Raw genomic sequence first — 13,604 nt, 5'->3', positions numbered from 1 at the left:
AGTTCCTGCCCGTCGGCCTGGGCTTTTTGCATCAGCCGGATCGCCGTTGACAGCCCCGACGGGCCGCCACCAACGATCACGACATCAAATTCCATTGACTCACGCATCGCACTCATTCCTCTGACCTGCATCATCCTGCTCGCCCACAGGAAAAGGGGGGCGGGCACAAACGTCCCGCCCCCAAGGGGTATGGCTCTCTAAGGGAGGGCGTTCCCGAATCATCGGAATGGCTCGGGAGCGGGGCAGCCGGGAGCCTTCCGGCGGCCAGCGGATGGGTTACAGCAACGGCTCGTCCAGCGCCATCACCAGATCGCTGCTGATGACGATGCTTTGGGTCAAGGCTGCCACCTCGGGCAGAATCGAGGCGGCATAGAACTGTGCGGTGGTCAGTTTGGCAGTGTAGAAGTCCGGGGTGTCGGTACCGGCCGCCAGCTTGGCCTGGCTGACCAAAGCCGCCCGCGCCAGCTGATAGCCGCCGACCAGCGTTCCCATCAGGCGCAGGAACGGCACGGCGGCGGCGGCCGCCAGAGCGGCATTCGGAGCCGCCGCATCCAGCAGCCACTTCACTGCCTGACGGGTCTGGGCAACCGCCGTCGCCAGACCGGCCCCGATCAAGCCCAGTTGCGGCCCGCCAAGGGTGGTCGCCTGCCGGGCAACCTGATCCATGTCAGCCAGCAGGCCCTCAACAGCGGCTCCCTTGTCGCGCAACAGCTTGCGGAACATCAGGTCGTTGCCCTGAATGGCGGTGGTGCCTTCATAGATGGTGGTGATGCGGGCATCGCGGAAATGCTGGGCGGCGCCGGTTTCTTCGATATAGCCCATCCCGCCGTGGATCTGCACCCCCAGCGAGGCCAGTTCGACACCGGTTTCGGTGCACCAGCCCTTGGTGATCGGGGTCAGCAGGTCGGCCATCAGCGCCGCCTTGGCCTGCTGTTCGGCGTCGGGGTTGGAATGCGCCCCGTCAATGGCCGCCCACGACACATAGACCAGCGCCCGCATGGCTTCGATCTTGGACTTCATGGTCATCAGCATCCGGCGCACGTCCGGGTGATTGACGATGCCGGTCTTGCCATCGGCGGTCCAGCCCGCCGGCTTGCCCTGAATGCGCTCGCGGGCATAGCCGCGTGCCTGCTGATAGGCCCGCTCGGCAATCGACAGCCCCTGCATCCCGACCGACAGACGAGCATGGTTCATCATGGTGAACATGCATTCGACGCCACGATGCAGGCCACCAATCAGATAACCGACCGCGCCCTCGTGATCACCAAACGACAGCACCGCCGTCGGGCTGCCGTGAATGCCCAGCTTGTGTTCCAGCGAGACGCAGTGCACATCGTTGCGCGCACCGATCTCGCCAGCGTCATTGGTCAGGAATTTCGGCACGATGAACAGCGAAATCCCCTTGATCCCCGGAGGCGCATCGGGAGTACGGGCCAGCACCAGATGAATGATGTTGCTGGTCAGTTCATGATCGCCATAGGTGATGAAGATCTTTTGCCCCTTGATGCGATAGGCATCACCGTCCGGGGTGGCCATGCTGCGCAGGGCGGCCAGATCGGACCCGGCCTGCGGCTCGGTCAGGTTCATGGTCCCGGTCCATTCCCCGGTCACCAGACGCGGCAGATACAGGGCCTTTTGCGCGTCGGTGCCATAGGTCAGGAGGGCATTCACCGCCCCTTGCGTCAGCATCGGACACAGGGCAAAGGCCATGTTGGCCGAATGCCACATTTCCTGAATCGGGGCATTGACCAGATTGGGCAGCCCCATACCGCCGAATTCCGCCGGAAAGGCCACACCGTTCCAGCCGCCTTCGGTCAGAGTGTTCAGGGCGTCCTGCCAGCCTTCGGGCGTGGTCACCACGCCATCAACCAGTTTGGAGCCCTGACGGTCACCCGGAGCATTCAACGGGGCCAGCGCCTGTTCGGCAATGTGACCGGCTTCGGTCAGGATGCTGTCCACCAGATCGGGCGTCGCTTCCTCAAAGCCCGGCAGGGCGGCAATCTGATCCAGACCGGCCAGTTCGGCCAGCACAAAGCGCATGTCATCAAGAGGTGGCAGATAGGTCGTCATTGGTCGTGCTTCCTTTACCGGGTTGGGACCGGAGTTTCCCCGCTGTAGTCATAAAAACCCTTGCCCGTCTTGCGGCCAAGCCAACCGGCTTCGACATATTTGACCAGCAATGGACAGGGGCGATATTTGCTGTCGGCCAGGCCGTCATGCAGGACATGCATCACCGCAAGGCAGGTATCGAGGCCGATAAAATCGGCCAGTTCCAGCGGTCCCATCGGATGGTTGGAGCCCAACCGCATCGCCGTATCAATCGCCGACACCGAGCCGACGCCCTCGTACAGGGTGTAGACGGCTTCGTTGATCATCGGCAGCAGGATACGGTTGACGATAAAGGCGGGGAAATCCTCGGCCGACACCGGGGTCTTGCCCAGACGTTCGGTCAGCGTGCGGATTTCGGCAAACACCTCTTGCGAGGTGGCAATGCCACGGATCAGCTCGACCAGCTGCATCACCGGCACCGGGTTCATGAAGTGCATCCCCATGAACCGTTCAGGGCGGTCGGTCGAAGCCCCCAGACGGGTCACCGAAATCGACGAGGTATTGGTGCACAGGATCGCCTGCGGACGCAATGTCGGGCAAATCTGCGCAAAAATCGCGCGCTTGACCGTCTCGTTTTCGGTGGCAGCTTCGATCACCAGATCACAATCGGCAAAATCCATCACCGTCGAGGTGGTGATCCGCGCCAGCCCGGCCGCCTTGTCGGCATCGGACACCTTGCCCTTTGCCACCTGCCGACCGAGGTTGCGGTCGATGGTCGCCACAGCCCCGGCGAGCTGGTCTGCGCTGATATCCACCAGCTTGACCGCATAGCCCGCCATGGCTGCCACATGGGCGATGCCGTTGCCCATCTGGCCTGCGCCAACGATGCCGATTGTTTCGATCATGAATTCCCCCGTTTGGGTGTGTGATGAGATGGTCAGAAGGACTGTTTGATCAGCGCCTTGATCTCACCGACGATGCCTCGCCGGAAAGCCAGCACGCAGACCACGAAGATTCCCCCCAGGACCACAGGAACATAAGCGTTCAACGGACCAGAGGATAAAGTATTCTGTAGGGTGACGACAACCCCTGCTCCAACAACCGGACCAATCAAAGTTCCGACACCCCCCAACAGGGTCATCAGAACCACCTCGCCCGACATGTGCCAGTGCACATCGGTCAGCGATGCCAACTGGAACACAACGGCCTTGGTTGCTCCGGCCAGACCAGCCAGTGCGGACGAGACAATGAAGGCAGTTAATTTAACGCGATCAGTATCATAGCCGAGGGAAATGGCCCGTGGCTCGTTCTCGCGCACCGCCTTCAGAACCTGCCCGAACGGCGAGTTGATCACCCGATAAACCAGCCCGAACCCCAGGGAAAAGATCACCAGAACGACATAATAGAGGGTGGTGTTATTGCTAAGGTCGAGGATGCCCAGAGCGAACCCGCGCGGAATTCCCTGCTGGCCATTTTCACCACCAGTAAAGGGCGCTTGAAGGCACAGGAAGTAAATCAGCTGCGCCAGCGCCAGCGTCACCATGGCAAAATAGATGCCCTGACGGCGAATCGCCAACTTGCCGACAATCGCCCCCATCACCGTTGCCGCCAGCGTCCCGGCCAGAATGCCCAGTTCGAACGGCAGGCCCCAGACACTCAGCGCATGGCCGGTGACATAGGCCGCGCCACCAAAGAAGGCCGCATGACCGAACGACAGCAGGCCGGTAAAGCCCAGCAGCAGGTTAAAGGCACAGGCAAACAGGGCGAAACAGAGGATTTTCATCAGGAAAACCGGGTACACCACCAGCGGAGCCAACAGCCCGATAACGATGGCCACCAGCAACAGGTACAGCCGGTTGCGTGCTTGAATCTTGGTCATGATCTGTCCCTTCCGCTCACGCTGCCTTGCCGAACAGCCCGGCGGGCCGCACCAACAGAACAATCGCCATCACCACGAACACCACCGTTGACGAGGCTTCGGGGTAGACAACCTTGGTCAGGCCCTCGATCAGGCCCATCGACAAGCCGGTGACAATCGAGCCGAGAATCGACCCCATGCCGCCGATCACCACCACCGCGAACACCACGATGATCAGGTTGGAGCCCATCAGCGGGCTGACCTGAAACAGCGGAGCCGCCAACACCCCGGCAAACCCGGCCAGCGCCGCGCCAAAGCCATAGGCCAGCGTCACCAGCAGCGGCACGTTGATGCCAAAGGCTTTCAGCAGGTTGGGGTTTTCGGTCGAGGCCCGCAAATAAGCGCCGATTTTGGTGCGTTCGATCAGCAGCCAGGCCCCCAGACAGGCCGCCAGCGACGCCACCACCACCCAGGCGCGGTAGTACGGCAGGAACATGAACCCCAGGTTCATCCCGCCCTTCAGTTCCGGCGGACCGGCATAGGGCTGGCCGGTAACGCCCAGCATCCGCACCAGCAGGCCTTCGATGATCAGCGCCAGACCAAAGGTCAGCAGCAGGCCATAGAGGTGATCGACATTGGCCAGACGGCGCAGCATCGTCCGTTCGATGATGATCCCGATGGCACCAACCATCAACGGCGCAAAGATCAGCGCCAGCCAGTAATTCATGCCAAGGTAATTCAACCCGGCCCACGCCAGCACGGCCCCCAGCATGTACTGGGCCCCGTGGGTAAAGTTGACGATGTTCAAAAGGCCGAAAATGATCGCCAGACCCAGACTGAGCACGGCGTACAGCGAACCGTTGATCAGGCCGAGCAGAAGCTGTCCCAGCAGCACCTGCGGCGAGATGGAAAAGATATCCATGGGGCGTTTCCTCTGTGATCGTTGTTGGTGTCTCAGCGATCGTATTTTTTATTCAGGCCGAACTGTTCTGCGATGACAGTATTTTTGTCGTGGCCTGCAAGCCGGTTCTCTCAAGGGAACCAGCAGTCTTTATTTCGGGAAAAACGGCGGGGCCTGCCCCTGCCCTGTGCAGGAACAAGCCCCGTCCGGGTCAGCTTACTTCTTCAGCAGCGGGCAGGTGCTTTCCGACAGCGGGCCATAGGCTTCGTCGCCGGGGATCACGCGCAGGATCTTGTAGTAATCCCACGGAGCCTTCGACTCTTCCGGCTTCTTGACTTCGGCCAGCAGCATGTCGTGGACCATCAGGCCGTCCGGACGAATCTTGCCGTTCTTGGCAAAGAAGTCGTTGATCGGCATCTCTTCCATCTTCTGGCGGACGGTCATGGTGTCGTCGGTGCCAGTGGCTTCGATGGCCTTGAAGTAGTGGGTCAGCGAGGAATAGACCCCGGCCTGCACCATGGTCGGCATCTTGCCGGTGCGGGCAAAGAACTTCTTCGACCAGGCGCGGGTTTCTTCGTCACGATCCCAGTAGAAGCCGGTGGTCAGTTGCAGCCCCTGCGCCACCTGCAGGCCCAGGCTGTGGACGTCGGTCAGGAACACCAGCAGACCGGCGATTTTCTGCCCGCCCTGCACCACGCCGAATTCGTTGGCGGCCTTGATGGCGTTGATGGTGTCGGCACCGGCGTTGGCCAGACCAATCACCTTGGCACCCGATCCTTGCGCCTGCAGGATGAACGACGAGAAGTCCGAGGCCGGGAACGGATGCTTGACCGCCCCCAGCACCTTGCCGCCCGCTTCGTTGACCACCTTCGAGACGTCGCGTTCCAGGCTTTCGCCAAAGGCATAGTTGGCGGTCAGGAAGAACCAGGTATCGCCGCCTTCCTTCACCACCGCGCTGCCGGTCCCCGCTGCCAGAGCGCGGGTGTTGTAGGTGTAGTGAATGGCGGTCGGGGTACACGAGGCGTTGGTGATCGCCGACGAGGCGGCACCAGAGACCAGGGTGATCTTGTTCTTCTGCTTGCCCACTTCGTCAACGGCCAGCGCCACCGAGGTGGTCACCAGTTCGGCGAACACGTCCACCCCACCGGCATCGGCCCATTCGCGGGCGGTGTTGGCGGCAATGTCGGGTTTGTTCTGGTGGTCAGAGGTTACCAGTTCAATCGGAGCCCCGGCAACCTTGCCACCGAAATCTTCGATCGCCATCTTGGCGGCTTCGATAGCACCCGGCCCGGCGAGGTCGGAATAGGTGCCGGACATGTCGGTCAGCACGCCAACCTTGACCTTGCCGTCCGAAATCCCTGCCGCCTGCGCTGCCGGAGCCATCAGGCCCATCGCCCCGGCGGCCAGCATGCCGGACAGGGCCAGAGCCGAGGTGAACATGCGGCCAAAGGACCGCGACGCCTTATGAATGGATTGCATGGAACGATCACTCCCTAAGTGACAAGCCTTCTGTTCAGGCTTTTTGAATACTGATTACACGCTAAGATAGCTGTTCAGCAGGTCCGTCTTGGCTTTCAGCTCTTCTTTCAGGACCGTTTCGACCACATGGCCGTGTTCCACCACATAGTGGCGGTCGGCCAGCGGGGCCGCGAAGTGGAAGTTCTGCTCGACGAGGACGATGGTATAGCCCATCCCCTTCAGCCGGGTCAGAACCTCGCCCAGCCGCTCGACGATCACCGGCGCGAGGCCCTCGGTGATTTCGTCCAGCAGCAAAAGATCAGCGCCGGTGCGCAGGATACGGGCCATCGCCAGCATCTGCTGCTCGCCGCCGGACAACTGGGTGCCCCGGCTGTTGCGGCGTTCGGCCAGATTGGGGAACATCTCGTAAAGCTGCTCGACGGTCAGGCCACCGCTGGCAACCTTGGGGGGCAGCAACAGGTTTTCTTCCACGCTCAGGCTGGAATAGATGCCGCGCTCTTCCGGGCAATAGCCGATCCCCAGATGGGCAATCCGGTGGGTCGGCATGGCAATGGTTTCCTGCCCCTTGACCATGATCGAGCCGGTGCGGCGGCTGACCAGCCCCATGATTGCCCGCAGGGTGGTGGTGCGCCCGGCACCATTGCGCCCCAGCAGGGTGACCAGTTCACCCCGGCACAGGCTGATGTCGATCCCGTGCAGGATGTGGCTTTCGCCGTAAAAGGCATGCAGATCGGTGATGCGCAGGTCTTCGTCCGGGCTGGCGTACAGTTCAGGCTGCATGGCTTCCTCCCAGATAGGCCGCCCGCACCTGCGGATCAGCAGAAACCTGCTCGTAATTGCCCTCGGTCAACACCGCGCCGCGTTGGAGAACGGTGATCCGGTCACACAGCCGCGACACCACGCTGAGATTGTGTTCCACCATCAGGATGGTGCGGTTGGCCGATACCTTGCGGATCAGATCGGTGATCCGGCCAACGTCCTCGTGCCCCATGCCCTGCGTTGGCTCGTCGAGCAGCATCAGGCGCGGATCAAGGGCCAGAGTGGTCGCCAGCTCCAGCGCCCGCTTGCGGCCATAGGGCAGCTCGACGGTCAGCGCGTCGGCGTGACTGAGCAGGCCGACCTGTTCCAGCAGGTCGTCGGCCCGCGCGTTCAGCTCGTTCAGGCTGGTCGCGCTTTTCCAGAAGTGATAGGCCGAACCGGTCGCCCGCTGCAGGGCCACCCGCACGTTCTCACGCACGCTCATGTGCGGGAAAACCGCCGAAATCTGGAACGACCGCACCATGCCCAGGCGGGCAATGTCCGCCGGTTTGGTGGTGGTGATGTCGCGACCCTCGAACAGGATCTTGCCGGTGGTTGCGGTCAGGAAACGGGTCACCAGATTGAACACGGTGGACTTGCCTGCCCCGTTGGGGCCGATCAGGGCGTGAATGTGGCCGGTCTTGACCGACAGGTTCACGTTGCTGACCGCAACAAATCCCTTGAACTCCTTGGTGAGATTTTGCGTTTCCAGAATGTGCTCGGACATCTGGACCTCCCTGTGAGGTGTTTTTATAGGATGGAACGCAGGACTGCGGGTCTTATGCTGACCCTTGTGCAGTGATCAGGCTTCGGTCAGATCGTCCTGCCGCGCCTTGCTGCGCAGGACGTATTTCTGGATCTTGCCGGTTGAGGTTTTGGGCAACGGCCCGAAGATCACCGTCCGGGGTGTCTTGAAGTGTGCCATATGCGCCCGGCACCAGGCGATGATGGCGGCTTCGTCCACATCGCTGACACCCTCTTTCAGGGTAACAAAGGCGCAGGGTGTTTCGCCCCACTTGTCGTCAGGGCGGGCAACCACGGCGGCTTCCAGCACCGCCGGGTGACGATAGAGGATGTCTTCGACCTCGATTGACGAGATGTTTTCCCCGCCCGAGATGATGATGTCCTTGGAGCGATCCTTGATTTCGACATAGCCGTCGGGGTGCCAGCACGCGAGGTCGCCGGTATGGAACCAGCCGCCCTCAAAGGCTTCGGCGGTGGCCTTGGGGTTCTTGAGGTAGCCCTTCATGACGTTGTTGCCGCGCATGAAGATTTCGCCCATCGTCTGGCCATCCTGCGGCACCGGCTGCAAGGTCTGGGGATCGGCCACCATCACCGCTTCCAGCATCGGACCGCGCACGCCCTGACGGGCTTTCAACTGCGCCTTTTCGTCCAGCGACTTGTCGTTCCACTCGTCGCGCCAGACGCAGACCGTCACCGGGCCATAGACTTCGGTCAGGCCATAAACATGGGTGACTTCAAAATTCATCCGCTCCATGCCGGCAATCACCGCCGCCGGAGGTGCCGCCCCGGCAGTCATCACCTTTACCGGATGCGAAATCCCGGCCTTCAGGGCATCCGGGGCGTTGTTCAGCATGTTCAGCACGATCGGCGCACCGCAGAAATAGCCGACGCTCTCGTCGCGGATGGCGTTCAGGATCGGCTCGACCCGCACATGACGCAGGCAGACCGACGTCCCCGCCACCACCGCCATCGTCCACGGGAAGCACCAGCCATTGCAGTGGAACATCGGCAGCGTCCACAGATAGATCGCTCCGTCCGGCAAATGCCACGACAGGGCGTTCGATACCGCGTTCAGATAGGCGCCGCGATGATGGTACACCACCCCCTTGGGGTTACCGGTGGTGCCCGAGGTATAGTTCAGCGCAATGGCTTTCCACTCGTCTGCCGGAGCCTGCCAGCGGAAATCCGCCGCGCCACGGGTCAACAGCTCTTCGTAGGTCATCGAGCCGATACGATGGCCGCCGTCAAAGGAGGGGTCGTCAATATCGACCACCAGCATGTCACGCTCGACCAGTTCCAGCGCCTGCTCGGCCACCGCTGAAAATTCGCGGTCCACCAGCAGGATACGCGCTTCGGCGTGGTTCAGGATAAAGGCAATCGCTTCACCGTCGAGGCGGGTGTTAATGGCATTCAGCACCGCACCGGCCATCGGCACCCCGAAATGGGCCTCGAACAGTTCCGGTGTGTTGGCCGCCAGCACGGCCACCGTTTCATCTGGCCCGATCCCCTGCGCCACCAGCCCGGCGGCCAGGTGCTGGCACCGCTGATAGGTCTCGCGCCACGTCCGGCGGACTGCGCCATGGATCAGCGCCACCCGATCCGGGTACACACTGGCCGACCGCTCCAGAAAGGTCAGCGGCGACAGGGCGACATAGTTGGCTTCGTTCTTGCCAAGGTCCCGGTCGTAAACCGACACGGTGAGATCACGGTCATCAGGGGCGGATGGCATACAGGCGTCTCCCAAATCTCTGTCCGCCCGGCTTGTGCCGTGTGCGGTGGCTTGGAAAGCACTGTAGCGCAGGACTTTTGCAGAAGTTTCTGCACACTGTAACCAATTGTAACAGGGGGGGGTGAGGCAGGATACAAAGGAAACAGGATTGTGGAGCGCGGCTCCACACCTCGCTGGGGCCGGGAGGCCCCAGGCCCCATTCTATTGAGCAACAAAGAAAAATGGGGACTTGGGCGCACTGCTCTTCATGAACGCCGCCCGCTCCAGGCAATATCACTGGCAAACAGGTACCCTGCCCCATAGACGGTCTTGATCAGGCGCGGGCTGCGCGGGTCATCGCCCAGCTTTTTACGCAGGCGGGAAACCCGCACATCAATGGCGCGGTCAAAGGCGATATCGTCACTGTCCGGACAATCACCCTGTAACTGTTCCCGCGACAGCACCCGTTTGGGGGAGCGCAGGAAGGTCGCCAGCATGTCGGCCTCGGCCCGGCTGAGGCGTTCCTGCGCCCCATCGCCCCGGATCAGCGTCAGGCTGCCACTGTCATAGCACCAGTCGGCAAAGCGGGCCGTCGGCGCCAGTTCGGCATCCTGCGCCTGTGTCACCGACAGGGCGCTCAGCGCCGCCAGCTGCTCGGTTCGCCGCAACACACTGCTGACGCGGGCGACCAGTTCGCGCGGCTCGAACGGCTTGACGATATAATCATCAGCCCCCAGCTCCAGCCCCAGCACCCGGTCAGAAACTCCCCCGCGCCCGGTCAGGATGATCAGGCCAAACGGGCGGTCGTCGTGCAGGCGGCGGATGACCGCCATGCCATCCATATCCGGCAGGCCCAGATCGACCAGACACAAATCAGGCGGCGCGGAGGCAATCGCGGCCAGCGCCTCGCGCCCGGTCGCATAGCCGGTGACCTGATAGCCGTATTCCGTCAGCACAGACGCGAGCAGCGTTCGCAGGTCTGGCTGATCCTCCACCACATAGATGCGCTTGTCCCTGAGCAAACTCGCCCTCCCTTGCCGTATTTCCCACCTCATCCGGGCGGGTTGATCGGGCCATTGTGCGACCCGGCGGCCAGTTGTTCAAGTGATGGCTTATATTTGATCTGACAATACCGGCGGTGGTTCACCACCGTCGCGGCGGGTTCCGGCCAGCGCTTGCAACAACTGTTGCGGCTGCCACGGCTTGCGCAACAGCGGCACATCGGCCAGTTCACGGGGCCACTCCCCGGCCTCCAGCGCAAAGCCGCTCAGCAGGACAATGCCCACCGCCGGATGATAGCGACGAACCCGCCGCGCCAGATCAATCCCGCTGAGGTTGCCGGGCATCAGCACGTCAGACACCACCAGCGCAATATCGGGAACCGCTTCCAGCAGCTCGGCGGCTTCATCACCACTGGAGGCTTCCAGCACCGCCAGCCCGTGATCAGTCAACTGCCCGCGAATCATGTGACGAACGTCTTCATTGTCCTCGACCAGCAACACCAGCTCGCCCTGCCACTGGATTGTGTCGGGCGCGGGTAAGGCTGCCGTAGCAGCCTCCTCCACCTTTTCAGCCGCCGGGAGCAGGATGGTGATGGTGGTTCCCTGCTCGGGCTGGCTGGCAATGCGGATGAAACCACGCGACTGCTTCACAAAACCATAGACCATGCTCAGCCCCAGCCCGGAGCCTTGCGCCTTGGTGGTGAAAAACGGCTCGAAGGCCCGCGCCAGCACCTCGGGGGCAAAGCCCTGCCCGGTATCGGCAATGCGGATTTCGGCATACAGCCCCGGCGGCACCGGCTCGTCAAAGGGCATGGCCTTTTGATAATGGCGCGCCTGCACACTGATCGACAGCGTGCCGCCCTTTGGCATGGCATCACGGGCGTTAAAAGCCAGATTGACCACTGCGTTGGTCAATTGCCCCTGATCAACAAAGGCATGACAGGCGCATTCATCGCTGCCGACATCAATGGTGATCCCCGGCGGCATCGAGCGACGCAACAACAATTCGGCCTCGCGGACCAAAGCGCAGACATCAACCGCCGACGGCGCCAGCGGTTGCTGGCGGGCAAAGGCCAACAGCCGGTTGGTTATGTCCGCCCCGCGATAGGCCGCCCGCAAGGATGGCTCGAGGTAGGGAGCCAGTCCTTCCACGGTGATGAACTTGTCGCGGGCTGCCGACAGGTTGCCGATCACGATTGACAGCAAGTTGTTAAAATCATGTGCCAGTCCACCAGACAACTGCCCGACCGCTTTCAGGCGTTGAGCCTCCAGCAAATGGCGCTCGGTTTCCTTTTCGTCGGTGATGTCCAGCGACAGGACGAACAGGGCTACCGCCTCGCCATCGGGACCGAATTCCGGGATCAGGGTGGTCTTGATCACCGTCGGGGTGCCTGCGGGTGATACATAGGCATATTCAAAAGTCGTCTGATGCCCGGCCAGCGTCTTTTCCACCTGCGGTCCGACCACCGCATAGGCACTGCGCCCCATGCAATCGGCCAACGGCAACCCCAGCACACCGTTCGGATCGCTGTGGGTTCCCCGCACCAGCTGTATCCAGCGGGCATTGGCAAAGCGCACCAGTTGCTGCTGGTCGATGTAGGCAATGGCCGCCGGAATGGCATTCAGGATCAGGCGCTGACGGGCTTCGATTTCGGTCAGGGCCGCCTGTGCGCTCTCCAGCTCGACCGTCCGCGACCGGACATGGCTGTCCAGCACGGTGATACTGGCCCGCAATCGTCCGATCATGCCGTCAAACGCCACTGCCAGCACCCCGATTTCATCATCCCGCCGAATGCCACTGGTCGCCGACAGATCGCCCGAACGTACACGCATTGCCGTAGCGGCCAACTGATTCAGCGGCCTCACCAGCGTGCGCACCGCCCAATAGCCGGACAGGCTGGCCAGCAACAGGACGGCGATGGAGATTTTCAGGATGCGATCACCCAGAATGTCCGAACTGCGCCGCAATTCTTCGGTATAGACCGACGAGGCAATGTACCAGTCAAAGCCCTCGAAATGCCGCACCCACGACAGTTTTTCATAGACGTAGTTGCCCTGATCGGTCGGCTTGTCCCATTTGTAATACAATGGCTTATTGCTGGCGGCGGCCTCGCGCAGTTCCTTGGCGATCGACTGGCCGGAAACCGGGTTGGGCAAGCTGCCGAACAGGGTGTTTTCCAGATTGGCGCTCGGGTGGATCAGCATGTGGTCCGAGGCGTCAAAAATATAGATATAGCCGGTGCGGGCGATGCGGATGTTGCGCAACGCCTGCCGCAAGTCTTCGATGGCCGCCGCCTTGCGCTGCGCCACTTCTTCTTCGACGTCATCCAGATAGACACCGCTGCCGATAATCAGGCCGTAGTCGGGCAGATTGCGGAAATAGGACAGCTTTTGGCTGGGGGTCTTGCGGCCCAGACGGCTCCACGGGTAGGTGTAATAGCCCTCGCCGTCCCGCTGGGCGATGGCAACGATTTCGGGCAGGAACGTTTTGCCCTGGCTGTCGGTGATCTTTGTGCCGTCAACATCCTGAAACTGCGGGTCCGGGTGCGACAGCAGCCGGGCCTTGTAGTCCATCACCCACACATAGTCGTTGTTGCCATAGGTGAAGGTCCGCAAGCCCTCCAGCATCAGGCGGCGTGCTTCGGCGTAGGAAATTTCGCCGTTTTTGGCGCGGTTGTCATTGAACGCCACATAGCCGGTGGCCATCGAGACGATGTTCTTCAGTTGCCGCTTGTGGCCTTCCAGCGCCAGCGCCCGGTGGGCTTCGAGGTTGAACTGAATCTTGCTCGCCATCTCGAACACGTTATCGAGGATGGTCTGACTGGCATTCAGTTCAATGTCATAGGCCGTTTCCTGAATCAGTGGCACCGAAAACAGATAGATCGCCGCCGCCATCGAAATGATGCCTGCCACCAACGCCGAAAAGGTGCGCAAAAACAGCCTGGAGCGAAACATCCATCAGCAGCCCTTGTTGACTCTGTCGCCCAGCATGACGGGCTGGCAGAAAAAAGACAGCAGAATCATTCCCCCGATGGCCTGCATCGCGGTAGCGGACGCCATGGAAGG

General features: G+C 61.6%; 11 protein-coding genes. All 11 read right to left on the bottom strand.

What is annotated here, in order from left to right:
* A partial coding sequence (locus tag BW995_RS20585; RefSeq protein WP_139332945.1) for a hypothetical protein occupies nt 1-131 on the bottom strand: 131 nt, incomplete at its 3' end.
* Nucleotides 132-276: 145 nt separating this feature from the next.
* Nucleotides 277-2,070 (bottom strand): acyl-CoA dehydrogenase, encoded by a 1,794-nt coding sequence (locus tag BW995_RS15500; RefSeq protein ID WP_076401290.1) that lies wholly within the window; start codon nt 2,068-2,070, stop codon nt 277-279.
* A 14-nt stretch (nt 2,071-2,084) separates the two neighbouring features.
* Nucleotides 2,085-2,954, bottom strand: coding sequence for a 3-hydroxybutyryl-CoA dehydrogenase (locus BW995_RS15495; protein WP_076401289.1), 870 nt, complete (start codon nt 2,952-2,954; stop codon nt 2,085-2,087).
* A 32-nt stretch (nt 2,955-2,986) separates the two neighbouring features.
* Nucleotides 2,987-3,928, bottom strand: a complete 942-nt coding sequence (locus BW995_RS15490) for a branched-chain amino acid ABC transporter permease (RefSeq protein WP_076401288.1) — start codon at nt 3,926-3,928, stop codon at nt 2,987-2,989.
* Between the two features lie 16 nt (nt 3,929-3,944).
* Nucleotides 3,945-4,829 carry a branched-chain amino acid ABC transporter permease gene (locus BW995_RS15485; RefSeq protein WP_076401287.1) on the bottom strand — a complete coding sequence of 295 codons (885 nt, stop codon included), beginning with the start codon at nt 4,827-4,829 and terminating at the stop codon, nt 3,945-3,947.
* A 195-nt stretch (nt 4,830-5,024) separates the two neighbouring features.
* Nucleotides 5,025-6,287 carry an ABC transporter substrate-binding protein gene (locus tag BW995_RS15480; RefSeq protein WP_456152102.1) on the bottom strand — a complete coding sequence of 421 codons (1,263 nt, stop codon included), beginning with the start codon at nt 6,285-6,287 and terminating at the stop codon, nt 5,025-5,027.
* A 54-nt stretch (nt 6,288-6,341) separates the two neighbouring features.
* Complete coding sequence (locus tag BW995_RS15475; protein ID WP_076401286.1) at nt 6,342-7,067, bottom strand: ABC transporter ATP-binding protein; 726 nt, start codon at nt 7,065-7,067, stop codon at nt 6,342-6,344.
* Nucleotides 7,057-7,812, bottom strand: a complete 756-nt coding sequence (locus tag BW995_RS15470) for an ABC transporter ATP-binding protein (protein WP_076401285.1) — start codon at nt 7,810-7,812, stop codon at nt 7,057-7,059. Before BW995_RS15470 ends, BW995_RS15475 begins: the two co-directional genes overlap by 11 nt.
* A 75-nt stretch (nt 7,813-7,887) precedes the next feature.
* Complete coding sequence (locus BW995_RS15465) at nt 7,888-9,558, bottom strand: acyl-CoA synthetase (protein WP_076401284.1); 1,671 nt, start codon at nt 9,556-9,558, stop codon at nt 7,888-7,890.
* A gap of 245 nt (nt 9,559-9,803) precedes the next feature.
* Entirely contained in the window at nt 9,804-10,559 is a 756-nt protein-coding gene (locus BW995_RS15460; RefSeq protein ID WP_245821494.1) for a response regulator transcription factor, read from the bottom strand.
* Between the two features lie 90 nt (nt 10,560-10,649).
* Nucleotides 10,650-13,493, bottom strand: coding sequence for a cache domain-containing protein (locus tag BW995_RS15455; protein WP_076401282.1), 2,844 nt, complete (start codon nt 13,491-13,493; stop codon nt 10,650-10,652).
* Between the last annotated feature and the right edge of the window lie 111 nt (nt 13,494-13,604).

It is taken from the genome of Insolitispirillum peregrinum (assembly GCF_900156605.1).
In the GTDB taxonomy this organism is placed as follows: Bacteria; Pseudomonadota; Alphaproteobacteria; order Rhodospirillales; family Rhodospirillaceae; genus Insolitispirillum; species Insolitispirillum peregrinum.
The sequence above is the reverse complement of the archived record's forward strand: the minus strand, read 5'-3'. Positions and strand labels throughout refer to the sequence as shown.

What these genes read in the sequence shown, in the direction of transcription:
- BW995_RS15455 (WP_076401282.1), bottom strand. Translation starts at nt 13,493, where the DNA reads ATGTTTCGCTCCAGGCTGTTTTTGCGCACCTTTTCGGCGTTGGTGGCA.
- BW995_RS15480 (WP_456152102.1), bottom strand. Translation starts at nt 6,287, where the DNA reads ATGCAATCCATTCATAAGGCGTCGCGGTCCTTTGGCCGCATGTTCACC.
- BW995_RS15490 (WP_076401288.1), bottom strand. Translation starts at nt 3,928, where the DNA reads ATGACCAAGATTCAAGCACGCAACCGGCTGTACCTGTTGCTGGTGGCC.
- BW995_RS15495 (WP_076401289.1), bottom strand. Translation starts at nt 2,954, where the DNA reads ATGATCGAAACAATCGGCATCGTTGGCGCAGGCCAGATGGGCAACGGC.
- BW995_RS15485 (WP_076401287.1), bottom strand. Translation starts at nt 4,829, where the DNA reads ATGGATATCTTTTCCATCTCGCCGCAGGTGCTGCTGGGACAGCTTCTG.
- BW995_RS15475 (WP_076401286.1), bottom strand. Translation starts at nt 7,067, where the DNA reads ATGCAGCCTGAACTGTACGCCAGCCCGGACGAAGACCTGCGCATCACC.
- BW995_RS15470 (WP_076401285.1), bottom strand. Translation starts at nt 7,812, where the DNA reads ATGTCCGAGCACATTCTGGAAACGCAAAATCTCACCAAGGAGTTCAAG.
- BW995_RS15500 (WP_076401290.1), bottom strand. Translation starts at nt 2,070, where the DNA reads ATGACGACCTATCTGCCACCTCTTGATGACATGCGCTTTGTGCTGGCC.
- BW995_RS15465 (WP_076401284.1), bottom strand. Translation starts at nt 9,558, where the DNA reads ATGCCATCCGCCCCTGATGACCGTGATCTCACCGTGTCGGTTTACGAC.